Below are 25,945 nucleotides of genomic sequence, written 5' to 3'. Positions count from 1 at the left end.
CCGAAGCGTGATCATTGCCGCCGCGCTACTCGAAAGCGCCCGCTTCATTCACCGCGGGCGCTTCGAACGAGTTCGGTCTTCAGAGATTGCTCATGCCGCCGTCGATGATCAGCTCGCTGCCGACGATATAGGACGCTTCGTCGGAAGCGAGGAAAATGACGGTCTTGGCAACTTCGCTGGCGTCGCCGAAGCGGCCGACCGGGATCTGGCTCTGAACCTGCGACGCCATCGCCTTCGAGTCCGCTTCCGACATGCCGAGCTTGCCGTAGAGCGGCGTGGCGATGGGGCCGGGGCTGACGGCGTTGACGCGGATGCCGCGGCCGACAAGCTCGCCCGATATGGTCTTGGCAAGCGTCAGAAGCGCGCCCTTGGTCAGCGAGTAGACGCTCGAGTTCGGCATGCCGATATGGGCGTTGATCGAGGTGTTCAAAACAATGGCTGCGCCCTTGGCGAAGATCGGCAGCAGCGCCTGTATCAGGAAGTAGGGGCCTTTGACATTCGTCGCGATCGACTTGTCGAAGGCGGCTTCCGACCAGCCTTCGATAGGACCGAACTGGGCAACGCCGGCATTGACGAAGAGAATGTCGAGATGGCCGAATGTTTCCTCGATCTGCTGCACGACCTTTTTCTGGCCCTCGACGTCTCCGGCGTCGGACTGGATCACGAGCGCCTTGTCGCCCAGTTCCTTGCGGGCATTTTCGACGCCGGCCGCGCTGCTGCCGGTCACGGCAACGCGCGCGCCCTCGGCGATGAACTGGCGGGCCGTCTCCAGGCCGATGCCGCTGGTGCCGCCGGTGATGAGAGCGGTCTTGTTTGCAAGTCTGGACATGACGAAATCCTTTCGGTTGATCGATTGCCCGGCGTATCGCCGGGGTTGATGACAATGATGTAGCCGAAAAGCAGTGTCCGGATTTGACGGCAGATTCCAATTCTTAAGTTCGGGAATTCCGAACGCGCAAGGCTGGGCGCTGTGGTTTGCCACAGCGCCCAGCCAAGCCGTTCGACCGGACGCGTTTACTGTCCCGCCGCCGGCAGCACCTCGAATTTCCAGAATGTTTCCGGCTTCAGGTAGGCGATCGCGAACTGGCGGATGTCTTCGGTGGTGACATTGTCATAGCCGCTGAGGTTTTCGCGCACGCGCTGCAGTCCGCGGGGATCCGTCTGGGCGTCCTGCAGGTGCTCGATCCAGTATTCGTTGCTTTGCTGCTGGTGCTTCATTGTTTCGATGACGGGGGCGCGGGCGCGGCTGAGCTCGTCGGCAGAGATAGTGTTCTTCCGCAGATCGGCCGCGACCTGGTCGACGAGTTCATAGAACCGCGCGAGCTTCCCTGGCGTCGTGTCGACATAGATATAGGCATAGCCGAAACCCGGAATGTCTTTCGATAGATCGACATCGGCCTGCACGCCGTAGCTTGCGCCCTCGGCGATGCGGAACTGGGCAATCAGCCGGTTCTGGATGACCTGGCCGGTGAGGTTGGCGGTGAACGACCGTTTCAGGCCCGAGAGCATGTCGCCGACCGGCACTCCGACGATGGCTGCAGCATTGTCGGGCCTGCCGCTATGCGTCTCGGTGATAGGCGACGCGGTCGGAGCGGGGAAGCTGACCTTGAGCGGCGCAGTGCTTGGAGCCGTATCCGGGCGTGGCGGCAGGGCGCCGAATGTCCGTGCGGTCAGAGCGATGGCTTCATCTGCCGTGACATCGCCGACTATGGTGATGTTGACCGGGCCGCTGGCAACCGCCGGTCTGAAAAGCTTTTCGAACTCGGCTGACTGGGCGGAGCCGAGTTCGGCCTTGCCGGGGAAAGTCCAGCGGGGGTCGCCGCCATGCGCAAATCCTGCAAAATCGCGGCTGATGACGCCGCCAGGGGTCGCGGCATACTGATTGAGATTGTTCAGGTAGGCCTGCTTCACCCGGTCGAAAACCTCCGGCCGGTATGCCGGATCTGAGGTATAGGCGGCCATCAGCTGCAACTGCGTCTGCAGATCGCTGCTCCGCGTCTGCCCGTTGAAGCGGAACGAGCTGTCGCCGACGGAGAAATCGATGCCGACGACATTCGCCGCCAGCACTCTTTGAATATCGGGATAATCCATGGCCCTGACGCCGGAGAGGATGACGGCGGGCGAGGCCCAGAGCACCGAGGCCTGATCCTTGGGTAGGCCGATACGGCCGTGGCCGATATCTTCGCGCACCAGAACCTCGTCGGCCCGCAGCTTCGTCGGTTTGACGGTGAGCCGCACGCCGTTGGCGAATTTCACCATCGTCAGGCCGAGATCGTCAACGACGCGGCGTTCGACGACTGTGCCCGGCGCGCCGAAATCCGTATAGGGCCAGGCGATATCGGCCGCCGCCACCGGAGCCGTCACGGCGATGTCGCGCGATGCGTCATAGGTCTTGCGCAGCTCATCTGTGCCGCCCTTCGGAGCGGCAGGCGTCAGCAGCATCACCTGCGGGCCATTGCCTGAGAAGGTGACCGGCAGGGCCTTGTTGATCTTCCCGGCCTGGATGTCCTTCGTCATGCGTTCGAAGAGAGCCAGGTCTTCGGATGGCGAGGTATAGACCTGATCGGTATCGACGGTGTAGGCGAGGGTCGAGGCGATCCCGGTGCTCGTCCGGGTCGCTGCGCCCGATGCTGCTGATTGAAGCAGGGCGCGATATTCGGTGATCTCGCGGTCTAGCTCCGGCTGGGAGACGCCGAACTGCAGCAGCCGGCGCTGTTCCTGGTCGATACTGCTCAACGCCGCCTGCCATTTTTCCGGATCGCCGTTTGCGGCGATCATCACTGCATGGGCGGATTCGAGCAGATCCTGCGAGCCGGCGTCGGCGCTGGTGAAGGGCGCGTTCGGCTTGCTGGCAATGGTCGAAAGGCGCCGCCGCAGCACCAGAAGACCGAGGTCCTCGACCAGTTGCTGGCGCCGCTTGGCATAGGTGTCAAGAGACGTATCGAAGGGGCGTGTCCAGATGATCTGAACATTGGTCGCGCTGCCCGGCACCGTGATCACATCGGCGCTTTCGGTCTTTGCCTTCAACGCACCGAGATCCGGTTCGGCAACCGCAGCGCCGCGCTGCCAGTCACTGAAGCGCTTGCGGATGTCGGCCTCCAGTGCAGCCGGATCGACGTCACCAACCACCATCAATGTCGCACGGTCAGGACGATAATTGGCATTGTAGAAGTCGCGGACACGGTCGACAGGCGCATTCTTGATGATGTCGATCTTGCCGATTGGTGAGCGGAGGGTGGCGCGCTGGCCCTCGAGCAGCAGGTTGGTGACGCCGATCGACGCCCGGTATTGTGGCGTGTCGCGCAACCGCTCTTCCGAAAGGATGACGCCGCGCTCGCGATCGAAGGCGCCGGCGTCGAGCGTCAGCTCGCTCGCCGTTTCGCGCATCAGCATCAGACCGGTCGAGAGCGTGTCGGCATCGACCTCGGGAAGATCGAGCGAATAGACGGTTTCGTCATAGGCGGTATTGGCGTTGGTATCCGGGCCGAAAGCCAGACCCTTGCGCTGCAGGATGCGGATCATCTCACCTTCGGGGACATGGGCCGAACCCTTGAATGCCATGTGCTCAAGAAAATGCGCCAGCCCCTGCTGCTCGTCGTTCTCGTCAAGCGAACCGGCGCCGATCCGGAAGCGGATCGCCGCCTGCCCCGGCGGAGTGGCGTTGTGCATGATGGCAAAGCGCATGCCATTGGGGAGGATGCCGAAGCGTATATCGGGATCTGCCGGAATGTCGCTGCGGATCTGCGGCCAACTCTGCGGCTCCTGTGCGTGGAGGGTATTCCCTGATGCGGCGATGCAGCCGACGGCGACTGCTGCGATGAACCGCAGGCAGGTGAGATAACGCATATGGTTCGAATCCTGCAAATGAGAGGCGACAGGGTGTTTCTATCAGGAGTCTTTCATAGGTTGCGGCTTCCAGCAATCTCTTCTGCCGCAGTTGAGCGATGCAGGCGTTTTGTCGCAACAGAGGTCGCGTTCGCCGCTCTTCAAATCTGATTTTTTGATATAAAACAAAATGCTTGATTTAAAAAATCTCTCAGAATAGCGTGGCAAAAAATCAGATTCAATAAACTTTGAGGAACACCGATGCGGGCTAAAGCCACCCTAAACAGGGAATTCACGATCTCGACCGTCGACAAGCGCGTCTATGGCTCATTCCTGGAGCATATGGGCCGGGCGGTTTACACCGGCATTTATGAGCCGGGTCATGAAAAAGCGGATAAAGATGGCTTCCGTACCGATGTTCTTGATATGGTGCGTGAGCTCGATATGCCGATCGTGCGATATCCGGGTGGCAACTTCGTCTCGGCCTATCATTGGGAAGACGGCATCGGCCCGCGCGACCAGCGCCCGACGCGCCTCGATCTCGCCTGGCGCACCCGCGAAACCAACCAGATGGGCGTCAATGAATTCGCCGACTGGTCGAAGCTCGCCAAGACCGAGATGATGCTGGCGATGAACCTCGGCTCGCGCGGCCTGAACGACGCCCGCAACTTCCTCGAATATTGCAATCATCCGGGCGGCACCTATTGGAGCGACCTGCGCGCCAAGCACGGCTACAAGGATCCGCACAACGTCCGCATCTGGTGCCTCGGCAACGAGATCGATGGCCCCTGGCAGGTCGGCCACAAGACGGCGGCTGAATATGGCCATCTCGCCAACGAAGTTTCCAAGGCCTTCAAATATTTCGACAAGACGCTCGAAACGGTGGTCTGCGGCTCGTCCAACGACAAGATGAAGTCCTATCCCGAATGGGAGGCGACGGTTCTCGAAGCCAGCTACGACAGCGTTGATTATATCTCGCTGCACAAATATTTCGGCAACGAAGAGAACGACACGCTGAACTATTACGCCAAGGCGATAGAGCTCGACCGCTACATTGTCACGATCGGCGGCGTCATCGATTACATCAAGGCGAAGAAGCGCTCGAAGCGCGATGTGAAAATCTGCTTCGACGAGTGGAACGTCTGGTATCACGACCGCAAGGAAGATGACCAGCGCTACAAGAACTGGGACTGGCCGGAAGCACCGCCGCTGCTCGAAGAGCTCTACAATCTCGAGGACGCGATCTTCGTCGCCTCGCTGATCAACGTCTTCATCCGCCGCTCCGACCGCGTCAAGATCGCCTGCATGGCGCAGCTGGTGAATGTCATCGCCCCGATCCTGACCAAGGCAGGCGGCCCGGCCTGGCGCCAGTCGATCTACTACCCGCTGCAGTTCGCCTCGAAATACGGCCGCGGCACGGCGCTGAACGTTTCTGCGTCAGGCCCGACTTACGATTGCGAAGTGGCGCAGGATGTTCCCTATCTCGACCTCTCGGCCGTGCTGCAGGAAGACGGCAAGACGATCGCCGTCTTCGCCATCAACCGCAGCCTCGACGAGGCGATGGATCTCGATGTCGATCTGCAGGGTTTCAAGGGCGCGAAAATCCTCCAGCATCACACCATGGTCGGCGACGACCTGAAGGCGCGCAACTCGGTCGAAGATCAGAACCGCATCGTTCCCAAGGCCGGTTCCGGGCTGCAGGTCACGGATGAAGGCAAGCTCAGCGGTTCGCTGCCGGCCAAGTCCTATCACTTCATCCTGCTCTCCGTCGCCGCGGCGTGAGCTGATTGTCATCCGGGCGGCGGAGGAGGCCGCCCAGATGGGAATGCCAATCGGGAGGATGCATGTCTGGAATCAAACTGACTGACGTCAGCAAGTCGTTCGGCTCGTTCAAGGTCATCCATGGCGTTGATATCGAGATCGAACAGGGCGAGTTCGCGGTCTTCGTCGGCCCGTCGGGCTGCGGAAAGTCGACGCTGCTCAGGATGATCGCCGGTCTGGAGGAAACCAGCGGCGGCAAGATCAGCATCGAAGACGAGGACGTCACGCATACCGAAGCGTCGAAGCGCGGCGTCGCCATGGTCTTCCAGTCCTATGCGCTTTATCCACATCTCTCCGTCTTCGAAAACATGGGGTTCAGCCTGTCGATCGCCAAGCGACCGAAGGCGGAGATCCAGCAGAAGGTGAAGGCTGCGGCCGATATCCTGCGGCTCGAGGACTATCTCAATCACAAGCCAAGCCAGCTTTCCGGCGGCCAGCGCCAGCGCGTCGCCATCGGCCGGGCGATCGTGCGTGAGCCGCGCGTCTTCCTGTTCGACGAGCCGCTCTCCAATCTGGATGCGGAACTGCGCGTGAAGATGCGCATGGAGATCGCCCGACTGCACCGGCAGATCGGCGCGACGATGGTCTATGTCACCCATGACCAGGTCGAGGCGATGACGCTGGCCGACAAGATTGTCGTGCTCAAGGCCGGTGTCGTGCAGCAGGTCGGCGCGCCGCTCGATCTCTACCGCGATCCCGCCAATATGTTCGTTGCCGGCTTCATCGGCTCGCCGGGCATGAACTTCCTGAAGGGCAAGGTCATCGTTTCAGGCCAAAATTCGGCGACGATCGAACTCGACGACGCACCGGGCAAGACCTTCGATCTGCCGACACGGGCGCCTGTCGCGAACGGCGCCGTCGTCCATGTCGGCGTGCGGCCAGAGCATATCGGGCTCGGCGCGACGGAAGGCGGATTGCCGCTACCTGTAACGGCCGAGTTTACCGAGGAACTGGGCGGCACCGGCTATCTGCATGTGCTGACGGCAACGGGTGCCGAAATGACGGTGGAGTGCCGGGAAAGCCGGCCGCAGCCCAAGGAAAAGATCACCCTCTCGCTGAGGGTGCCTGAAATGCTGGCCTTCGATGCCGAAGGCGGAAGGCTCAGCTGATACCGAAATCCGGACGGAATCCGGAACTCGGCGAAGACATGCGGGAGGGGGGACGTAGGCCTTGGAGGAGGTCTGCGGCCACGGATGTCCCGTGCCGTGAGATGCCCATGAATAACACTTTTATTGAGGAGGAACCGACGTGAGAAAACTGGTGAAACTTGCCGTTTCGGCGGCCATAGCCTTGCTGCCCTCGGCAGCCGCATTCGCGCAAACAGACGTGACCTGGTGGGACTTCCTGAGCGGCGGCGACGGCGTTCGCATGAAGGCGCTGATCAAGGAATTCAACGACACCCACCCCGATATCAAGATCAACGCGACGACGCTGGAATGGGGCGTGCCCTTCTATACGAAGGTGCAGACGGCGGCCGCCGTCGGCCAGCAGCCCGATATCATGACCTATCACATGTCGCGCTATCCGCTGGCGGTGCCGACCGGCATCCTGCGGCCGTTCACCGACGAGGAACTGGCCTCTGCCGGCATCAAGAAGGAAAATTACGTCGATGCGGCCTGGAAGCAGGGCACTTTCGACAACAAGGTCTACGGCATCCCCTTCGACGTCCACTCGATCGTTCTCTACTACAACAAGAACATCCTGAAGGAAGCCGGGCTGCTGGGCGACGATGGGTTGCCGAAGGGGCTCGATGGCCTCGACAATTTCAATGCCGCGCTCGAGAAGATCAAGGCAACCGGCAAGGTCGAATATCCGCTGTCGCTGCATACGGACGAAGGCGGCTCGATGTGGCGCGTCTTCTATACGCTGATTGCCCAGCAGGGCGCCAAGTTCATGGATGGCAACGAGATTCTGCCCGGTGACGCCGGCGTCAAGGCACTGCAGACCATGGCGAACTGGGTTTCGACCGGCTATTCGCCGAAGCTGATCTCCTACGAAGCCTCGATCGCGCTGTTCACCTCCGGCAAGGCTGCGATGCATGTCAACGGCGTCTGGGAAGTGCCGACCATGACCGACCTCGCCAAGAAGGGCGAACTCGGCTTCGAATGGGGTGCGATCGAGATCCCGAACCTGATGGGCACGCAGGCGACCTGGGCGGACTCGCACTCCTTCGCGGTACCGAACAGCGACAGCAAGCCGATCACGCCTGAGAAACTCAAGGCCGTGCTGCAGATCATCGCCTGGATGAACGAGCACAGCATCTCCTGGGCCAGCGCCGGTCATATCCCCGCCTTCAAGCCGGTGACCGACAGCAAGGAATTCAAGGAAATGCAACCGAACGCCACCTATGCGAAGCTTGCCGATACCGCCGTGTTCGACCCGGTCTCGAAGCTCGCCGGTGTCGCCGGTCCGATCTACGAGGCAACGCAGAACTTCGTGGTTCCCGCGCTCAACGGCCAGCTCGATCCGGCCGATGCCATCGATCAGATGCGCGAAGAGCTGAAGAGCCAGGAATAAGCCGTTGCTGGCCGGAGATTTTTCTCCGGCCAGCCTTCGCTTCGAAGGAGATGCCTGTGATCAACAATGAGAAGCGGCGCAAGACGCTGACGGCGGTGGCAATGATCGCGCCGTTCCTGATCGCCTATGCGACGGTCTTTGCCTATCCTGTCTATAAGATGTTTGCGCTCAGCTTCACGGACGCTCCGTTGATCGGCGAGGGCCAGTGGGTGGGCTTCGACAATTACGTCAAGCTGTTCCATCAGAAGCTGTTCTTCACCTCGGTCTGGAACACCGGCTATTTCGTTGTGCTGACCGTCATTCCGAACACGCTGATCGGGCTTGGTCTGGCGCTGATGGTCGTGCGTCTCAAGGGCTGGGTGCAGAGCCTGATCCTGATACTCTTCTTCATTCCCTATATCCTGCCCGTTTCCGTCGTCACCCAGATCTGGAAATGGGTTCTCGACCAGCAGTTCGGTATCGCGCAGTTCGTCATCGAAGCCGTGACCGGCAAGCGCGTCAGCGTCTTCCGCGATCCCATCTGGGCGATGCCGATGGTGGCGTTGGTGACGGTCTGGTGGACCAACGGCTTCAACCTGCTGCTGTTCATCGCCGGGTTGCGCAACATTCCGCACGATTATTACGAGGCGGCGATGCTGGATGGCGCGACGCGCTGGCAGTGCTTCAAGCGCATCACCTGGCCGCTGATCTGGCCGGTCACGGCGCTGGTGCTGACCCTGCAGCTCATCCTGCAGCTGAAGATCTTCGACCAGGTCTACCTGCTGACCGAGGGCGGCCCTTTCAATTCCACCTATGTGCTGTTGCAGCTCGTCTACCGCGAGGCCTTCCGTTCTAACCACGGCGGCACGGGTTCTGCCGTCGCCGTCATTCTCTTCGCGATCATCGTCGTCGTCTCGGTGCTGCAGTACCAGCTGCTACGTGTGAGGGAGCGCTAGGATGCCCGGAAAAACAATCGGCAACGTGCTGCTCCTTGTCCTCACGCTCCTGATCGCCTGCATGTGGGCCTTCCCGATCTATTGGGCGGTCGTCACCTCGATCAAGCCGGAGCAGGAGGTCGTGGCGAAGACGACCTTCATCCCCGATGTGCTCAACTTTTCGGGCTATTATTACGCGCTGTTCGAAACCAAGCTGCCGACCTGGTATCTGAATTCGATCGTCACCTCGGTAACGGTGACCATCGTCGTCATCCTGATCAGCGTCATGTGCGCGTATGCGCTGTCGCAGATCGTTTTCCCCGGCCGCAAGCTGCTTTACGGCATCATCCTCGCGAGCTTCATGGTGCCGTCGCAGGCGCTGGTGATTTCGCAATTCGTGCTGATGCACAAGCTGAACCTGATCAACACCTGGGGCGGCATCATCCTGCCGCAGCTGATCGTTCCCGTCGTCGTCATCGTCTACAAGCAGTTCTTCGATTCCGTGCCGAAGGAGCTGCGCGAGGCTGCCAAGCTCGATGGCTGCGGCGAATTCCAGATCCTCTTCAAGCTCTATCTGCCCCTGAACTGGGGGATCACCACGGCGCTGGCGATCATCACCTACATCATGGCCTGGAACGCCTTCCTCTGGCCGTTCTTGGTCACCAACTCTGACGACATGATGACGATCACCGTCGGCATTACCCAGACCCGCGATGCCTTCGGCGTCAAATATGCGCGCGACATGGCGGTCGCCATTCTCGCCGCGATGCCCGTCGCACTTGCCTACCTTCTGTTCCAGAAACGCGTGACGCAGGCGCTGATGCTTTCGTCCGGCATCAAGGGATGACGTGCATGAGATTGCTTCAGGGCCGAGGTGAGAAGGCCCCTGCCGGTCCGCGAGAGTTCTCCCGAGGCGCGGACCGGCCCCTAGTAAAATTTGAGCAGCGACACAGTGCCTGCGCCCATGATATCAGCTGAAACCAACAAGAAAGACTGGAGAACCAGTATTATCATATGGAGACTAAGCTTCTAACCGTCGATCCGATGCGGGACGCCGATGTCGTCCAGGCACTCGGGTCTCCGACGCGGATCGAGATCCTCAACCTGTTGCGCCAGAAGGGGCCGCTGAATGTCAACGACATCGCGGCGCAGATGGGCTTGCCGCAATCGACGACGGCAACCAACCTGAAGGCGCTGGAGCAGGCGGGCCTGATCCAGACGCAGACGATGAAGGCGAGCAAGGGCAACCAGAAGGTCTGCTCCAGCATCTATGACGAGATCCTGATCCGCTTTGGCGCCAATGGCACAAAGGCGAGCGAGGACGTCGTCACCGTCAGCATGCCGATCGGCCTCTTCACCGAGTTCGAGGTGGGTGCGCCCTGCGGCCTCTGTTCGGTCAACAATGTCATCGGCATGCTCGATGTGCAGGAAGTTTTCCTCGACCCGCAGCGCATGCAGGCAGCACTTCTCTGGTTCACCCGCGGCTATGTCGAATACAAGTTTCCGAACAACGCCAAGGTCTCCGGCAAGAAGATCCGCAAGGTGGAGTTCTCAGCCGAACTCAGCTCCGAGACGCCGGCCACCAACGCCAACTGGCCGTCCGACATCTCGATCTGGGTCAACGGCATCAAGGCCGGACACTGGACCTCGCCCGGCGATTTCGGCGACCGCCGCGGCATGTATTCACCGGCCTGGTGGAAGCTGTCGGGGTCTCAATATGGCAAGCTGAAAACCTGGACGATCGACGAGACCGGCACCTGGATCGACGGCGCCATGGTCTCGACCCAGACCATTGCCTCGCTTGGTATCGCCGATCATCACTCGATCCGCTTCCGCATCGGCATCGACGAAAAGGCCGACAATCCGGGCGGCATGAACATTTTCGGCAAGGGTTTTGGCGATTTCGATCAGGACCTGATCATGTCGATCTATTTCTAGCAGCTTGCGCCAGCGCCGGCGGCTTTCAAGCTCAGTTGCCGATGCCGAAAAATTCGCGGGCGGAGAGACATTCGAAGTCTCCGGGGCTGCAGGTGCGGCAGACATGCGGCCGCACGGCGTAGATCGCGCAGGATGTCTTCGACCGTATCTCGCCGACCAGGGCGGAGCACCGGTTGCCTTCGCTGCGCATTCCCGCTTCATCGGCTGCGACATATTTCAGCGGTATCAGATCGAGCTCGGCATCCGACTCGGTCGAGAAGCGCGGCCAGTCGGCCGAGAACGAGCAGCAAGCGCCGCAAGTCTGGCAGTCGAAGTCTGTTTGTGTGTCCATGGGCAGGGCATATCACAAACCGGGTGCGGATCGACAGCGGTTTGGCGATCACATCCGAGATAGCGCCCTACCGGCTGCGGCCGATGCTGGCATACATGCCGGTGGTGCGGAACTCCGTGGGCGTGATGCCGTAGACGCGGCGGAAGACCTTGGCGAAGTAGTTGGCATCCTCGAAGCCGCACATGATCGACACTTCCTTGACCGGCAGGAAGTCAGCCTTGGTCAGCAGCTTGGCGGCGCGCTGCAGCCGTTGCTGCAGGACATACTCCGCGGGTGGTATGCCCTCGCTTTCGGAAAAGCTGCGGGAGAAATGGGCGCGGCTGAGGCCGACGATGGCGGCGAGCTCGCTGACCGGGAGCGGTTTTTCCAGATACAGGTTGATATGGTCGATCACCGGCTGCATCAGGCTCTGCTCGGCCATGAAGGCGGGCGAACCGAAGACGTCGTCATAGAGCGCCATTGCCGCCTCGTAGGCGATGGCCGAAGCCGAGCCGGGGGTCGTTGCACCCTTGACCAGGCGCAGGCTGCAATCGGCAAGATGATCGATGGTGGATTGCTGCAGTTTGAGCACCGGGCCGGCAAGCGCCAGCACCATCTTGTGGATGCGTAGCGTCTCGTCGCCATTCATCGAGATCCAGAAATACTCCCAGCGCTCGCCCTTTTCGAGCCAGTAGCGGTGATTGTGCGGGACCAGCACCATCATCGTGTCGCCGCCCTGGAGCTTGTAGTTGCGGTTCAGATAACGCAGGTGGCCGCTGCCGCTGATCGTGTGCTGCAGCACCGTAAACGGCGTCTGGCCGCGCTTGCGGCCGTCCCAGTCATAGGTCTCGTTCTCGCGAACTTCGTAGCCCGCACTGGTCGGCATGGCGTGCAGCCTCTGGCGTCCGCGAGGCAGCGAAACGGTCCGCATGGCCTGTCCGTTGGCGATCAAATCGTGCAGCACAAAATTACCCTCGAAAGCATAATCCTTCTCTGGCCGCCCTGCCGAATATGCGCATAATCCCTTCGCATAAGAGGAAGAGATCGCGGCCGGACGAACGGCCGGGAGGAATACAGGTTTTAATTCCAGTGGTTTTCACCTGCATGTGCAAACATGCGGCCTGGTTCTCCCTTGTCTTCTCTCTACGTAACATTCGATCGGACCGAGGTGAAGGACATGAGTTTCAAAATCGCTATCATCGGAGCAGGCAGCGTCGGCTTCACCAAGAAGCTGTTTACCGATATCCTGTGCGTGCCTGAATTCAAGGACATCGAATTCGCGCTGACCGATCTCAGCGAACATAACCTGCAGATGATCAAGGCGATCCTCGACAAGATCGTCGAATCCAACAAGCTGCCGACCAAGGTGACGGCGACGACCGACCGCCGCGAGGCGATCTCCGGTGCGCGCTATGTCATTAGCTGCGTGCGCGTCGGCGGCCTGGAAGCCTATGCCGACGATATCCGCATCCCGCTGAAATACGGCATCGACCAGTGCGTCGGCGATACGATCTGCGCTGGCGGCATTCTCTATGGCCAGCGCAACATCCCCGTCATTCTCGACTTCTGCAAGGATATCCGCGAGCTGGCCGAGCCGGGCGCAAAGTTCCTGAATTATGCCAACCCGATGGCGATGAACACCTGGGCGGCGATCGAGTATGGCAAGGTCGACACGGTCGGTCTTTGCCACGGCGTACAGCACGGTGCCGAACAGATCGCCGAAGTACTCGGCGCCAAGTCGCTCTCCGAGCTCGATTACATCTGCTCCGGCATCAATCACCAGACCTGGTTCGTCGATCTGAAGCTCAACGGCCGCAAGATTGGCAAGGACGAGCTGGTTGCCGCCTTCGAGGCGCATCCGGTGTTCTCGCAGCAGGAAAAGCTGCGCATTGACGTGCTCAAGCGTTTCGGCGTCTATTCGACCGAAAGCAACGGCCACCTGTCGGAATACCTGCCCTGGTACCGCAAGCGGCCGGAAGAAATCACCAAGTGGATCGACATGTCCGACTGGATCCACGGCGAGACCGGGGGTTACCTGCGCCACTCGACCGAGACCCGCAACTGGTTCGAGACCGAGTTTCCGCAGTTCCTCGCCTCGGCCGAAAAGCCGATCGATCCGGCCAGGCGCTCCAACGAGCATGCCAGCCATATTCTTGAAGCGCTGGAGACCGGCCGGGTCTATCGTGGCCACTTCAACGTCCAGAACAATGGCGTCATCACCAACCTGCCATCCGACGCGATCATCGAGTCGCCCGGCTTCGTCGACCGCTTTGGCATCAACATGGTCTCGGGCATCACCATTCCGGAAGCCTGCGCTGTGACCTGCATGGCATCGATCAATGTCCAGCGCATGTCGGTTCATGCAGCCGTGACCGGCGATATCGATCTCTTGAAGCTTGCCGTGCTGCACGATCCGCTGGTCGGCGCCGTCTCGACGCCGGAAGAGGTGTGGCAGATGGTTGACGAGATGGTGGTCGCCCAGGCCCGCTGGCTGCCGCAATATGCGCATGCCGTGCCTGCCGCCAAGGAACGTCTGGCCAACAGCAAGGTCAAGACCAAGGAATGGGCAGGGGCTGCGCGCCGCAACGTCCGCTCGATCGAAGAGCTTCGGGCCGAAAAGGCGGCGCTGAAGCAGGCGGTCTGATTTTCCGGTGAAGCAAGCCGCGGCGGTCCTTCGGGAGGAAGGCCGCCGCGCCAAGGCTTGCTTCATCATTCCTAGAGGAGAAGCGGAGACGCCTGCAAGCGCTCCGGAACAAGAGGGAGAGACGATGACGAATTTCCGTAAGATCGGCATCCTGGCCGGACTGGCGCTTGGCGTTTCAGTCGCGGCCTTGAATGCCTACGCTTCCGAGCCGACCACTCCGCCAGCGCCGCCGCCGTTTCCGGCGGAAGGCAAGATAAAATACGTGTCGCGAGACTCCATCGAGGAGTTCAAGGCGCTTCCTTCCTATAACGAGCCGGATTGGGTCAAAAAGAACTTTGTCGATACCGGTAAGCTCCCGGCCGTCAAGGATCGCCTCCCGAAGGAGCCGTTGGTCTTCAAGACCGCGAACATGCCTGACGGCATCGGCGTCTATGGCGATACGATGCGTCATGTCATCGGTGGCCGTCCGGAAGGCTGGAACTATGGCGCCGGCCAGACGCAGGGCTGGGGCGGCATCGATATCGGCCTCTCCGAGTGCCTGACGCGCACCGCGCCGCTCTTCCAGGTGGAAGCCAAGGATACCGAGCCGTTGCCGAATCTGGCCAAGGGCTGGGAATGGTCGGCCGATGGTCACAAGCTGACCATGCATCTGGTCGAAGGCGCCAAGTGGTCCGACGGCGCGCCGTTCAATGCCGATGACATCATGTTCTACTGGGAAGACGAAGTCGTCGACCCGAACGTCTCGCCGCTGGGCGGCGGCGCATCGCCGGAAGCCTTCGGCGAGGGAACGACGCTCACCAAGGTAGATGACTACACGGTGGAATGGACCTTCAAGGAGGCCTTCCCGAAGCAGTATCTTTACACGATGGCCTACCCGAACTTCTGCCCGGGCCCGTCGCACATCCTGAAGCCGCAGCATCCGAAATATTCGAAGAACACCTACGACCAGTTCAAGAACGCCTTCCCGCCGGAATATATGAACATGCCGGTGATGGGGGCCTGGGTGCCGGTCGAGTATCGCCCTGACGATATCATCGTCATGCGCCGCAATCCTTACTACTGGAAGGTCGATGAGAAGGGCAATCAGCTGCCTTACCTCAACGAGCTGCACTACAAGCTCTCGACCTGGGCAGACCGTGACGTTCAGGCGGTTGCCGGTTCCGGCGACTTCTCGAACCTCGAACAGCCTGAGAATTTCGTGGCATCGCTGAAGCGTGCTGCTGAAAAGACCGCTCCGGCGCGTCTCGCTTTCGGTCCGCGCCTGATCGGCTATAACCTGCGCATGAACCTCTCCGCCAACGGCTGGGGCGATCCCGATGCGCGTGGCGAAGCGATCCGCGAGCTGAACCGCAACGAGGACTTCCGCAAGGCAGTCACCATGGCGGTCGATCGCAAGGCCATCGGCGACTCGCTGGTCAAGGGTCCGTTCACGGCGATCTATCCGGGTGGCCTGTCCTCGGGCACGAGCTTCTACGATCGCAATTCCACGGTCTACTATCCCTACGATCTGGCCGGTGCCAAGGCGCTGCTCGCCAAGGCCGGCCTGAAGGATACGGATGGCGACGGCTTCGTGAACTTCCCGGCCGGAACGGCCGACGGCAAGGATGTCGAGGTCGTGCTGCTGGTCAACAACGGCTACGCCACCGACAAGAGCCTTGCAGAAGGCGTCGTCGGGCAGATGGAAAAGCTCGGTATCAAGGTCATCATCAATGCCCTCGACGGTCCGAAGCGTGACGATGCCCATTACGGCGGCCGCTTCGACTGGCTGATCCAGCGCAACACGCCGGAACTGGCTTCCGTGGTGCAGAACACCGAGCAGCTGGCTCCGATCGGTCCACGCACCAGCTGGCAGCATCGCGCCGGCAAGGATGGCAAGGTCGATCTGATGCCTTACGAAGAAAAGCTGGTCGATCTCGTCACCAAGTTCCAGGCGAGCCAGAACAACGACGAGCGCGTCGATCTGATGAAGCAGTATCAGAAGGTCGCGACCGAGAATGTCGATACCGTTGGTCTGACGGAATATCCGGGCGCCTTGATCGTCAACAAGCGCTTCTCCAACGTCCCGCAGGGTACGCCGATCTTCATGTTCAACTGGGCTGAAGACTCCGTCATCCGCGAGCGTCTGTGGGTGGCCGCCGACAAGCAGGGCAAATACGAGCTGTTCCCGCAGCAGTTGCCCGGCAAGCCCGGAGACAAGGGTCCGATCAACTAAGAGCTCCCTCCCAACCGAATGAGCTTCCGGCCGCGCGTGCTGCGCGCGGCCGGGCATAATCAACAAGCCGGCCGCGCTAGAGACGAGCGACTGGCGGCAAGGAGAAGCGAACCGTCCGATGCTACGATTCCTGCTCATGCGCATCGCCTCGGCGATCCCCGTCCTCTTCATTCTGAGTGTGGTGACATTTGCGATCATTCAGGCGCCGCCCGGCGACTACGCAGATTACATCCGCTCGCAGCTGATCAATCAGAGCGGCGCTTCCTTCGCACAAGCCGATGCACAGGCCCAGGCCTACCGCGTCGAACACGGCCTCGATAAGCCGATGGTCATCCAGTATGTGAACTGGATGAAGGGCATCATCACCGAAGGCGATTTCGGCTACAGCATGTTCTACAACAAGCCGGTCGCCGATGTCGTCGCCGAGCGCCTGCCGCGCACCCTGGCGCTGGCCCTGGTCTGCCACATCTTCGCATCGATCCTCGGCATCAGCTTCGGCATATGGGCGGCAACGCGCCAGTACACCTGGATCGACAGCCTCCTGTCCGGCATCTCGTTCCTCGGCATGACCGTGCCGCGCTTTCTGATGGCGCTGATCATCGTCTATCTCCTGGTCTTCCAGTTCAACGTCAGCGAGATCGGCAGCTTCTTCTCGCCGCAATATGGCGGGGCGCCGTGGTCCTGGGCGAAATTCATGGATCTCGTCAGCCATGTCTGGCCTGTCGTTGCCATCGCCACCTTCGGCGGCCTCGCCTACAACATGCGCGTCATGCGCGGCAATCTGCTGGATACGCTGAACGCCCAATATGTCGAAACCGCGCGCGCCAAGGGATTGTCCGGCAGCGCCGTCGTGTTGCGCCACGCCGTTCCGAATGCGCTGCATCCGCTTGTCATGTATCAGGGTGTCGTTCTCCCCTACATGCTGACCGGCGAAATCGAGACGGCGATCATCTTCTCGCTGCCGACTGTCGGCCCCGCGATTGTCGGTTCCATGGCGATCGGCGACGTCTATGTCACCGCCACCTTCATGCTGGTTCTCTCGGCAACGCTGATCGTCGGCAACATCATCGCCGACATGCTGCTGGCGCTGCTTGATCCCCGCGTCCGTCAATATGGAGGAGCCTGAGATGCTGGCATTCGACTCTTCCCCGCCGCCTCCGCACGAGGAAACCGTCAAGCACGCGCCGCATGGCAACGAGAGCTACCTAGCGCTCGTCTGGCGCCGCCTGCGCCGGTCCTGGACCGGAATGATGGGCCTGATCCTGGTCGGCCTGCTGATCATCATGGCGATCTTCGCGGATTTCTTCGCGCCGATGGACCCGAAGGCGACGGATGTCGGCTTTGCGCCGCCGCAGATGATGAGCGCCCACGACAAGGACGGAAATCTCGTCTGGCCGCGGGTCTATGCGCTCGGCGATTCCGAGGAGCTTGATCCCGTCACCTTCCAGCCGATCGTCGGCCCCGACTACGACAATCCCCGTGTTCTCGGCTTCTTCGTCAAGGGTGCGGAATACCGCCTGCTCGGGCTGATCCCGGCCAACCGGCATTTCTTCGGCACTGTCGGCGGCGAGCCGGTGCATTTCCTCGGCACCGACAAGTTCGGCCGTGATGTGCTGTCGCGCGCCATTATCGGCTCGCGCATCTCGCTGATGATCGCGCTGACGGTGGTGTTCATCGTCACCATCGTCGGGACGACCGTCGGCATGGTCTCCGGTTACTTCGGCGGCAGCTTCGATGTCTGGGTCCAGCGCTTCGTCGAGCTGGTCCTCGCCTTCCCGCAATTGCCGCTCTATCTGGCGCTGACCTCGCTGATCCCGATCACCGCGCCGACGAACGTCTTCCTCGCCTTCGTGATCTTCGTCATGTCGGCGCTCGGCTGGGCGCAGATGTCGCGCGAGGTGCGCGGCAAGACGCTGGCGCTGGCCCGTATCGACTATGTGCGTGCGGCGATGGCCGTCGGCGCCACCGACCGGCGCATCATCTTCCAGCACATTTTCCCGAATGTGATGAGCCACGTCATCGTTGCCGTGACGTTGCATATTCCAAGCGTCGTGCTGCTCGAATCCTTCCTCGGCTTCCTGGGCTTTGCCGTGAAGCCGCCGCTGATATCCTGGGGCCTGATGCTGCAGGACACGGCAAACTACTCCGTCATCGGGACCTATCCCTGGATCCTTGCCCCCGTCGGCTTCGTGCTCGTCACCGTCTTCGCGTTCAACGCGCTGGGTGATGGTCTGCGCGACGCGGTCGATCCTTATTGAGGTGATGCAGATGGCTCTCGCTCTCGTCAGTTCCTTCGCTCCACCCGTCCGCCACGACCATGATGGCCGCGACGAAACACCGATCATCGATGCGCGCAATATCGGCGTGAATTTCAAGGTCGAACACGGCACCGTGGAAGCGGTGAAGGACATTTCCTTCCAGCTCTATCGCGGCGAAACGATCGCCATCGTCGGCGAATCCGGTTCCGGCAAATCGGTGACGGCGCGCACCGTCATGGGGCTGTTGTCCAAGCGCGCCGTCGTCGCCCCGCAGTCCTCGGTCGATTACGACGGCAAGAACATTTTGAAATTCTCGGAGCCTGCCCGGCGCAAGCTGCGCGGCAACCGGATCTCCATGATCTTCCAGGAGCCGATGAGCTCGCTGAACCCGATCTATACGATCGGCAGCCAGATCGTCGAAGCCATTCGCGTCCACAACAGGGTCAGCCGCAAGCAGGCCGAGGCGCGGGCGCTGGAGCTTCTGAAGCAGGTTCAGATCCCCGATCCGGAAATCCGCCTGCAGCAATATCCGCACCAGCTTTCCGGGGGGCAGCGCCAGCGCGTGATGATCGCCATGGCGCTCTCCAACAATCCCGATGTGCTGATCGCCGATGAGCCGACGACGGCGCTCGACGTCACCGTACAGGCGCAGATCCTCAATCTCATCCGCAACCTGCAGAAGGAATTGCGGATGGCGGTGATCCTGATCACCCACGACCTGACGGTCGTCCGCCAGTTCTCCGACTATGTCTATGTGATGCAGCATGGCGAAATGCGCGAGCACAACACGACCGAGCAGCTCTTCGCCAATCCGCAGCATCCCTACACCAAGCATCTCCTGGCATCGGAGCCGCGCGGCCAGGCCAATCCGCTGCCTGAGGGATCGGATATCATTCTCGACGCCCGCGGCGTGCGCGTCTCGTTCATGATGCGCCATGGCGGCTTCTTCAAGCCGGAGCTGAAGGAGCTGGTTGCGGTCGACAGCCTCAACCTGACGCTTCGCCGGCACGAGACGCTTGGTCTCGTCGGCGAATCCGGTTCGGGCAAGACGACCTTCGGCCAGGCCCTGGTGCGCCTCAACGACCCGGATACCGGCGAGATCTATTTCGACCGGCAGCCGATCCACGGCAAATCGCGATCCGAAATGCGTCCACTGCGCTCGCGCATGCAGATCGTCTTCCAGGATCCGTTCTCGTCGCTCAATCCGCGCATGACGATCGGCCAGATCATCGAGGAAGGCCTTGTCGTCAACAAGCTCGGCGCCACCAGGGCCGAACGTCTCGACCGCGTGCGCGAAGCGCTCCTTGCCGCCGGCATGCCGGGCAATATTCTCTCGCGTTTCCCGCATGAATTCTCGGGCGGCCAACGCCAGCGCATCGCCATTGCCCGTGCCATCGCGCTCGAGCCTGAGTTCATCCTGCTCGACGAGCCGACCTCGGCGCTCGATCTCTCCGTCCAGGCGCAGATCATCGAGCTCCTACGCAAGCTGCAGGACGAGCGCGGCCTGAGTTACCTGTTCATTTCGCACGATCTCAAGGTCGTGCGTGCCCTCTGCCATCGTGTGATCGTCATGCAGCATGGCCGGATCATGGAAGAGGGTCCCGTCAACGAAGTTCTCACCAATCCCAAGACCGCCTACACCGAACGGCTCGTGAAAGCCGCTTTCGAGGTAGCCTGACTGCCTGACGCCGGAGGTTCATATGGCAAATCCCAGAATTACGTTCATCGGAGCTGGCTCCACCGTTTTCATGAAGAATATCGTCGGCGATATCCTGCAGCGCCCGGCGCTGTCTGGCGCCACGATCGCGCTGATGGACATCAATCCGCAGCGGCTTGAAGAAAGCGCCATCGTCGTCAACAAGCTGATCTCGACGCTCGGCGTCAACGCCAAGGCGGAGACCTATTCGGACCAGCGCAAGGCCCTGGCCGGCGCCAACTTCGTCGTCGTCGCCTTCCAGATCGGTGGCTACGAGCCCTGCACGGTGACCGATTTCGAAGTGCCGAAGAAATACGGCCTGCGCCAGACGATCGCCGATACACTTGGCGTCGGCGGCATCATGCGCGGCCTGCGGACTGTCCCGCATCTCTGGAAGATCTGCGAAGACATGCTCGCCGTCTGCCCCGAGGCGATCATGCTGCAATATGTCAACCCGATGGCGATCAACACCTGGGCGATCTCGGAAAAATATCCGACGATCAAGCAGGTCGGCCTCTGCCACTCGGTTCAGGGCACCGCGATGGAGCTGGCCCACGACCTCGACATTCCCTACGAGGAGATCCGCTACCGCTCGGCCGGCATCAACCACATGGCCTTCTATCTGAAATTCGAGCACCGGCAGCCGGACGGCTCCTATCGCGATCTCTATCCGGATCTCGTGCGTGGCTACCGCGAAGGCCGGGCGCCGAAGCCCGGCTGGAACCCGCGCTGCCCGAACAAGGTGCGCTACGAGATGCTGACCCGCCTCGGCTATTTCGTCACCGAAAGTTCGGAGCATTTCGCCGAATACACGCCCTATTTCATCAAGGAAGGCCGCGAGGACCTGATCGAGAAATTCGGCATCCCGCTCGACGAATATCCGAAGCGCTGCATCGAGCAGATCGAGCGCTGGAAGGGCCAGGCCGAAACCTACCGGACGGCCAACACGATCGAGGTCAAGCAGTCGAAGGAATATGCCTCCTCGATCATCAACTCGGTCTGGACCGGCGAGCCCTCGGTCATCTACGGCAACGTCCGCAACAACGGCTGCATCACCTCGCTGCCGGAAAATTGCGCCGCTGAAGTTCCCTGCCTCGTCGATGCCTCCGGCATCCAGCCGACCTATATCGGCGCCCTGCCGCCGCAGCTGACGGCGCTGATGCGGACCAACATCAACGTCCAGGAACTGACCGTTCAGGCGCTGATGACCGAAAATCGCGAGCATATCTATCATGCCGCGATGATGGACCCGCATACGGCCGCCGAACTCGATCTTGATCAGATCTGGTCGCTGGTCGACGATCTCCTGGTCGCCCACGGCGACTGGCTCCCGGAATGGGCACGCGGCAGCCGCAAGGTCCGCGCTGCTTAAGAGTGATGCCGTTATCGGCGCCGGCGGAGACGCTGGCGCCGGTTATCGCTTGACTGCGGCCGTCAAAGCATTTGGTATGGCTACATTAGCCACCTATGGCGGCGCGGGCTCTTCCGCACCGGAACCACATGACGGCCGCAAAGCATTCGGTGCGAAGGACTTTGACAGCATGGGCGGCGGGTATCCTGCTCGCCACGCCATTCGCACATCCCGCAATGGCGGTGGAAGACGTGCAGGGACCGGCGCCCGCCGGCTGCCTCTATACGCGCTCGGCTGAGGGCGCGGGCGAGACGCTCTGCATTCGCAAGGACAGCTTCAATCGCGATCTCTGCAGCGCCATCGAGCGATCGGCGGCGGATTTCCAATTGCCGCCGGATTTCTTCGCGCGGCTAATCTGGCGCGAAAGCCGCTTCCGGGCAGACGCCCTGAGTTACAAGGGTGCCGAGGGCATAGCCCAGTTCATGCCGGGAACGGCAAAGCTGCGGGGTCTCAGAAACAGTTACGACGTTCTGGAGGCCCTGCACAAATCGGCGGAATATCTCGGCGAGCTGCGCGACCGGTTCGGCAATCTCGGCTTCGCCGCCGCTGCCTACAATGCCGGTGAAAACGGGCTGTCGAACTATCTCTCCGGCGGCAGCCTGCCATCCGAGACCCGCGCCTATGTGATCGGCATCACCTCCTACAGCGTCGACGACTGGAAGAGCAGCGCGCCCGAAATCGCGGCACCCGCGCTCGACAAGACCAAGACCTTCCTCGACAGCTGTGTTGCCCTTGCCGAACGCCGCAAGCTGCGTGAGCCCGCCTGGCAGAGCGAGGGCACGTGGATGCCCTGGGGCGTGCAGATCGCCGCCCATGCCAATCCGGACGCTGCCCGCCGCCTGTTCTTTGCCGCCGTCGGCAGGCTGCCGGCGCCGCTCAATGCCGAGCAGCCGCTGGTCATGCGTCAGCGTGACCGCAGCTTCGGCTTCCGGCCGCGTTATGTGACGCGTATTGCCCGTCAGACCCGGGACGAGGCCAATCAGCTCTGCGCCCAGATCCGGAAAAGCAACGGCACCTGCCTCGTCTTCAGGAACTGAACGAAGGGCTTCACGGCCGCTCGCGATAATATGACCGGCGGTCTGCTTGCCGTCCACGAAAGGGCGGGATAGCGTCGTATTTCAAAAGATATAACGTCCCAGTGATATCCGCGAAATCAATTGCCCAGAGTGTCCAGCACTTTTCCTGTCTCGCCGTGTAACAAAATGCGCGCCGCGCCCGTACTTATCTGCAGACAGGACCAATTTCGGACAAGGAGGTCTGAAGATGTTGAATAGACGCATGCTGCTCCTGAATACGGGACTGGCCGCCATCGGCTTGCGGCTGGCGCTATCGGCGACAAGCGCGAACGCCGACGAGACATTTGCTGTCACGCATTCGGATGCCGAATGGCAGTCGCTGCTGTCATCCGACCAATATGCGGTTCTTCGCAAAGAGGCGACCGAACGGCCATTCACCAGCCCGCTTCTCAACGAACACCGCAAGGGCAATTTTGCCTGCGCCGGGTGCGACCTGGAATCCTTTGCATCGACGACGAAGTTCGACAGCGGTACCGGCTGGCCGAGCTTCTGGGCGCCGATCGACAACAAGGTCGTGGGCACGACGCGTGACTCATCCTTCGGCATGGTCCGCGAGGCTGTCCATTGCGGGCGCTGCGGCGGTCACCTCGGGCATGTCTTCGACGACGGTCCGAAGCCGACAGGCCTGCGCTACTGCCTGAACGGCATCGCATTGAAATTTCATCCGGCCTCGGCCTGATAAGCGGAAAATATCATGATCCTCTTTGTCCTCGCCTATCTGGGCGGCGTGCTGACGATCGTCAGCCCCTGTATCCTGCCGGTCCTGCCTTTCGTCTTCGCGCGGGCGGGCCAGCCTTTCATGCGCTCGACGCTGCCGATGCTGGCGGGCATGGCCGCAACCTTCGCAGCCGTCGCCAGTCTCGCCGCGATCGGCGGCGGCTGGGCGGTGCAGGCGAACGAGTATGGCCGTTACGCCGCGCTCGTCCTGCTTGCCGTTTTCGGTATCGTTCTGCTGTTTCCGGCGCTCTCGGATCGCCTGACACGGCCGCTTGTTTCGCTCGGCGCCCGCCTGTCGCAGTCTGCCGACAAGGAGAGCCGCAGCGGCGGCTCGACGGTTGTCGCTTCTCTGCTTCTCGGCGTTGCCACCGGATTGCTCTGGGCGCCCTGCGCTGGTCCGGTCCTGGGTCTGATCCTGACCGGGGCTGCCTTGCAGGGCGCAAGTGTCGGCACGACCTTGCTGCTGCTCGCCTATGCGCTCGGCGCTGCGACGTCGCTGGCGTTGGCGCTGCTCGTCGGTGGTCGCGTTTACCAGGTGATGAAGCGGTCGCTCGGCGCCGGCGAGTGGGTTCGCCGCGGCGTTGGCTTTGCCGTTCTCGTCGCGGTGGTGGCGATCGGGCTCGGGGCCGATACCGGCTTCCTGACGCAGGCATCGCTTGCCAGCACCGGCACTCTGGAGCAGGGTCTGATCGACAAGCTGCACCCCCAGCAACAGCAGGCTGACAACTCCGGTTCCTCTGTCCTGATGCAGGGCGGTGACGCGATGATGAGCGGCAACAATCAGATGATGATGAGCGGCAATCCGGCCATGAGCGGCTCGAACGCCATGATGATGAAAGGCGCCCCGAAAGCAGGTGGCGCCGAGGCGCTTCCGGTCGAAGCGACCATGCCTTCGCTCGATGGCGCCGTGCAGTGGCTGAACTCGCCGCCGCTTTCCATGCAGGCGCTGAAGGGCAAGGTGGTGCTCGTCGATTTCTGGACCTATTCGTGCATCAACTGCATCCGCGCCATTCCCTATGTCAAAGCCTGGGCCGAAAAGTACAAGGATCAGGGCCTCGTCGTCATCGGCGTCCACGCCCCCGAATTCGCTTTCGAGAAGAATGTCGACAACGTCAAGAAGGCGATCGGCGATCTCGGAATCACCTACCCAGTCGCCATCGACAACGATTATGCGATCTGGCGGGCCTTCGACAATCAGTACTGGCCGGCGCATTATTTCATCGACGCGGAGGGCCGGGTGCGTCACCATCATTTCGGCGAGGGCGATTACGACGGCTCGGAACGTATCGTCCAGCAGCTGCTTGCCGAGGCCGGCAAGGCGAACGTCTCGTCCGATATCGTCGATGTGAAGGCAACGGGCGCCGAAGCCGCATCGAACCAGGCGGACGTGCAATCGCCGGAGACCTATGTCGGCTGGCAGCGCTCGCAGAATTTCGTCGATGACAAGGGTACCGTCAACGATGCCGCGCATAGCTATGTTGCCGCCACGCCGCGTCTCAACGAATGGGGCCTGACGGGCAACTGGACTGTCGGCGCCGAACAGGCGAAGCTCAACGACAAGGACGGTAGCATCTATTACCGGTTCCATGCCCGCGACCTGCATCTCGTGCTCGGGCCGGGCGAAGACGGCAAGCCGGTGCGTTTCCAGGTGACGGTCGATGGCAAGCCGCCCGGCGATGGGCATGGCTTCGATACCGATGCCGATGGCAATGGCACGGTCACCGGCCAGCGTCTCTACCAGCTGGTTCGCGAGACCGGCGCGGTCGGCGATCATACGTTCGAGATCCGCTTCCTCGATCCCGGCGTCCAGGCATTCGCATTCACCTTCGGCTGAAAGGAGCAAACCATGACCAGCCAACAGGACAAGAACAGATCCAGCGGTGCGATCCGCACCATCGCGCTCGGCGCCGCAGCGCTGCTGATGACCGGCGCCGCCTTCTATTTCACGCCGTCATCGGCTGAAGAGGCGCGCGTCATCCCGGCGCCTGCCGTCGATGAGCAGGCGACATTAGGCACGGAAACGGCGACATTTGCCGGCGGCTGTTTCTGGGGCGTGCAGGGCGTGTTCCAGCATGTGAACGGCGTCGTCAGCGCCACGTCGGGTTATGCCGGCGGCAGCAAGAGCACGGCGCAGTATGAAACGGTGAGCGGCGGCGATACCGGCCATGCGGAGTCCGTGCAGGTCGTCTTCGATCCGAAGAAGGTCAGCTATGGGCATCTGCTGCAGATCTATTTCTCCGTCGCCCACGATCCGACGCAGCTGAACCGCCAGGGGCCGGATACCGGCACGCAGTACCGCTCGGCAATCTTCCCCGCCGGCAACGAGCAGGCCAAGGTCGCCAAGGCCTATATCAGCCAGCTCAACCACGCCCGGGTCTTCGATGCGGCGATCGTCACCACCATCGAGCCGGGAAAGAATTTCTATCCGGCCGAGAATTATCACCAGGACTTCCTGACAAATAACCCGACCTATCCCTATATAGTGATCAACGATCTGCCGAAGATCGCAAGCCTCAAGCAGATGTTCCCTTCGGACTATCGCGACAAGCCCGTTCTCGTCGCGTCAGCCGGAGGCAATTGAGGCGGCAGGTCATTGCTAGGAGAAA

20 protein-coding genes are annotated in these 25,945 nt (G+C 61.3%); 16 read left to right on the top strand and 4 right to left on the bottom strand.

The genetic code is table 11. The features are described from left to right. Positions 1 to 79: 79 nt before the first annotated feature. Together AC1DIJ_RS02080 and AC1DIJ_RS02075 are read right to left on the bottom strand one after the other, a co-directional pair. Positions 80 to 829, bottom strand: coding sequence for an SDR family oxidoreductase (locus AC1DIJ_RS02080; protein WP_112388671.1), 750 nt, complete (start codon positions 827 to 829; stop codon positions 80 to 82). A gap of 185 nt (positions 830 to 1,014) precedes the next feature. Beyond that, positions 1,015 to 3,846 carry an insulinase family protein gene (locus AC1DIJ_RS02075; RefSeq protein ID WP_112389030.1) on the bottom strand — a complete coding sequence of 944 codons (2,832 nt, stop codon included), beginning with the start codon at positions 3,844 to 3,846 and terminating at the stop codon, positions 1,015 to 1,017. Positions 3,847 to 4,086: 240 nt separating this feature from the next. On the opposite strand from AC1DIJ_RS02075, the gene arfA reads away from it, so the two are divergent. The 6 genes from arfA (at position 4,087) to AC1DIJ_RS02045 (ending at position 11,015) form a co-directional block, all read left to right on the top strand. Further along, on the top strand, positions 4,087 to 5,607 hold the full coding sequence (arfA, locus tag AC1DIJ_RS02070; RefSeq protein WP_112388670.1) for an arabinosylfuranosidase ArfA: 1,521 nt from the start codon (positions 4,087 to 4,089) through the stop codon (positions 5,605 to 5,607). A 62-nt stretch (positions 5,608 to 5,669) separates the two neighbouring features. Then, the gene (locus AC1DIJ_RS02065) at positions 5,670 to 6,755 is read left to right on the top strand and encodes an ABC transporter ATP-binding protein (protein ID WP_112388669.1); all 1,086 of its coding nucleotides are present in this window, start codon (positions 5,670 to 5,672) and stop codon (positions 6,753 to 6,755) included. A 139-nt stretch (positions 6,756 to 6,894) separates the two neighbouring features. After that, positions 6,895 to 8,163 carry an ABC transporter substrate-binding protein gene (locus AC1DIJ_RS02060; protein ID WP_112444144.1) on the top strand — a complete coding sequence of 423 codons (1,269 nt, stop codon included), beginning with the start codon at positions 6,895 to 6,897 and terminating at the stop codon, positions 8,161 to 8,163. Between the two features lie 50 nt (positions 8,164 to 8,213). Next, positions 8,214 to 9,098 carry a carbohydrate ABC transporter permease gene (locus AC1DIJ_RS02055; protein WP_405049558.1) on the top strand — a complete coding sequence of 295 codons (885 nt, stop codon included), beginning with the start codon at positions 8,214 to 8,216 and terminating at the stop codon, positions 9,096 to 9,098. Position 9,099: 1 nt separating this feature from the next. After that, on the top strand, positions 9,100 to 9,924 hold the full coding sequence (locus AC1DIJ_RS02050; protein ID WP_112388667.1) for a carbohydrate ABC transporter permease: 825 nt from the start codon (positions 9,100 to 9,102) through the stop codon (positions 9,922 to 9,924). Between the two features lie 167 nt (positions 9,925 to 10,091). Next, positions 10,092 to 11,015 carry an ArsR/SmtB family transcription factor gene (locus tag AC1DIJ_RS02045; RefSeq protein WP_112388666.1) on the top strand — a complete coding sequence of 308 codons (924 nt, stop codon included), beginning with the start codon at positions 10,092 to 10,094 and terminating at the stop codon, positions 11,013 to 11,015. Between the two features lie 31 nt (positions 11,016 to 11,046). Here the strand turns inward: AC1DIJ_RS02045 and AC1DIJ_RS02040 are convergent, their stop codons facing one another. Together AC1DIJ_RS02040 and AC1DIJ_RS02035 are read right to left on the bottom strand one after the other, a co-directional pair. Then, positions 11,047 to 11,346 (bottom strand): YkgJ family cysteine cluster protein, encoded by a 300-nt coding sequence (locus AC1DIJ_RS02040; protein WP_112388665.1) that lies wholly within the window; start codon positions 11,344 to 11,346, stop codon positions 11,047 to 11,049. A 67-nt stretch (positions 11,347 to 11,413) separates the two neighbouring features. Continuing rightward, a complete protein-coding gene (locus tag AC1DIJ_RS02035) occupies positions 11,414 to 12,289 on the bottom strand; it encodes an AraC family transcriptional regulator (protein WP_112388664.1) in 876 nt (291 codons plus the stop codon). Between the two features lie 213 nt (positions 12,290 to 12,502). Between AC1DIJ_RS02035 and melA (AC1DIJ_RS02030) the strand changes: the two genes are divergently transcribed. From melA (AC1DIJ_RS02030) to msrA, 10 genes are all read left to right on the top strand, one after another. Further along, positions 12,503 to 13,969, top strand: a complete 1,467-nt coding sequence (melA, locus tag AC1DIJ_RS02030; RefSeq protein WP_112388663.1) for an alpha-glucosidase/alpha-galactosidase — start codon at positions 12,503 to 12,505, stop codon at positions 13,967 to 13,969. 124 nt (positions 13,970 to 14,093) lie between these two features. Continuing rightward, positions 14,094 to 16,181 carry an ABC transporter substrate-binding protein gene (locus AC1DIJ_RS02025; protein WP_112388662.1) on the top strand — a complete coding sequence of 696 codons (2,088 nt, stop codon included), beginning with the start codon at positions 14,094 to 14,096 and terminating at the stop codon, positions 16,179 to 16,181. Positions 16,182 to 16,299: 118 nt separating this feature from the next. Then, complete coding sequence (locus AC1DIJ_RS02020; RefSeq protein ID WP_112388661.1) at positions 16,300 to 17,307, top strand: ABC transporter permease; 1,008 nt, start codon at positions 16,300 to 16,302, stop codon at positions 17,305 to 17,307. Between the two features lies 1 nt (position 17,308). Next, positions 17,309 to 18,439 (top strand): ABC transporter permease, encoded by a 1,131-nt coding sequence (locus AC1DIJ_RS02015; RefSeq protein ID WP_112388660.1) that lies wholly within the window; start codon positions 17,309 to 17,311, stop codon positions 18,437 to 18,439. 10 nt (positions 18,440 to 18,449) lie between these two features. Continuing rightward, the gene (locus AC1DIJ_RS02010) at positions 18,450 to 20,117 is read left to right on the top strand and encodes an ABC transporter ATP-binding protein (protein ID WP_112389028.1); all 1,668 of its coding nucleotides are present in this window, start codon (positions 18,450 to 18,452) and stop codon (positions 20,115 to 20,117) included. A 22-nt stretch (positions 20,118 to 20,139) separates the two neighbouring features. Continuing rightward, positions 20,140 to 21,507, top strand: a complete 1,368-nt coding sequence (melA, locus tag AC1DIJ_RS02005) for an alpha-glucosidase/alpha-galactosidase (RefSeq protein ID WP_112388659.1) — start codon at positions 20,140 to 20,142, stop codon at positions 21,505 to 21,507. Between the two features lie 215 nt (positions 21,508 to 21,722). Continuing rightward, positions 21,723 to 22,583: a lytic transglycosylase domain-containing protein gene (locus AC1DIJ_RS02000; protein ID WP_310291272.1), complete on the top strand. Its 861-nt coding sequence runs from the start codon at positions 21,723 to 21,725 to the stop codon at positions 22,581 to 22,583. Positions 22,584 to 22,809: 226 nt separating this feature from the next. After that, complete coding sequence (msrB, locus tag AC1DIJ_RS01995; RefSeq protein ID WP_112388657.1) at positions 22,810 to 23,301, top strand: peptide-methionine (R)-S-oxide reductase MsrB; 492 nt, start codon at positions 22,810 to 22,812, stop codon at positions 23,299 to 23,301. A 15-nt stretch (positions 23,302 to 23,316) separates the two neighbouring features. Continuing rightward, a complete protein-coding gene (locus AC1DIJ_RS01990; RefSeq protein ID WP_112388656.1) occupies positions 23,317 to 25,173 on the top strand; it encodes a cytochrome c biogenesis protein DipZ in 1,857 nt (618 codons plus the stop codon). A gap of 12 nt (positions 25,174 to 25,185) precedes the next feature. Next, positions 25,186 to 25,920 carry a peptide-methionine (S)-S-oxide reductase MsrA gene (gene msrA / locus AC1DIJ_RS01985; RefSeq protein ID WP_112388655.1) on the top strand — a complete coding sequence of 245 codons (735 nt, stop codon included), beginning with the start codon at positions 25,186 to 25,188 and terminating at the stop codon, positions 25,918 to 25,920. The last annotated feature ends 25 nt before the right edge of the window (positions 25,921 to 25,945 follow it).

This window comes from Rhizobium sp. 10N427, assembly GCF_056394605.1.
The sequence above is the reverse complement of the archived record's forward strand: the minus strand, read 5'-3'. Positions and strand labels throughout refer to the sequence as shown.